Raw genomic sequence first — 833 nt, forward strand, 5'->3', positions numbered from 1 at the left:
TACAGGGCGGCGGCAAAATCAATCACATCCCCATCCGCACCGCAGCCGAAGCAGTGGTAACGCCGATCCAGCTTCATACTTGGGGTTTTATCGTGATGGAACGGGCAGCAAGCCATCCTGTTCCGACCTACATGGATTCCATAATGCTCCGCAGCCTGTCTGGTTGTGACGGACTGCTTCACAGCTTCAAATACATTCAAATCTATCCCTCCTTAAAAAGAAAAAGCACCTGACATTCTCTGATTGAAAATGGCAAGTGCCTGTTAAAGTTCCATATCCTGTTGTCTGTGTTTCGTCTGTTCCTGGGTGGTGCTTTGTGCTTTTTTCTCGTTCGCCTTATCCTGTAAGACTTCTTTGATGGGCTGCTTCTTGGGCGGCTCTTTGCTTTCTTCTGTGCCGGGTGTGGCTTTCCGTACCCAGTAGCGGATGTCCCGCAGCTTCTTCAAATCCTCCTGTACCTCGGTCAGTGGTACTTTCAGCTCTGCGATTTCGCTGAGAAGCGTTTCCTGCTCCTCTTGCAGCTCCTTTTGGGTACTGTCCTTATCGTCTGGGTGCTTGGCAAGGTGGGCAGCGGCTTTCTCATACCGGACAACCTCCGGGGTTTCCTGTTTGAATTTCTCCTTTGTTTTCTTAAAAAATATCTTCTGGTACTTCTCATAGACAGGCTTACATTCCTTGCAGTCTATCCGGCTGGCGAGAATTCCGTCAATCACTTTGCTGCGGGTTTCCTTTGGCTTCATCTGATTGCGGTAATCTGCGGCTGATTTCCCGGAAGATTCCAGAAATGCTTCTAAGTCCTCCACAGTGGAAAGCCCCTTTTGCCGGAGATAGGA

The 833-nt window shown here is 49.6% G+C and carries 1 protein-coding gene and 1 pseudogene; both read right to left on the reverse strand.

Annotated elements, in window-relative coordinates:
• On the reverse strand, positions 1-200 hold a 200-nt coding region (locus WMO75_RS19630; protein WP_349078862.1), incomplete at its 3' end, for a CHC2 zinc finger domain-containing protein.
• A gap of 63 nt (positions 201-263) precedes the next feature.
• Positions 264-833: pseudogene (locus tag WMO75_RS19635) on the reverse strand (MobQ family relaxase); the annotation flags it as partial.

It is taken from the genome of Blautia intestinihominis, assembly GCF_040096655.1.
Classification (GTDB): Bacteria; Bacillota; Clostridia; order Lachnospirales; family Lachnospiraceae; genus Blautia_A; species Blautia_A intestinihominis.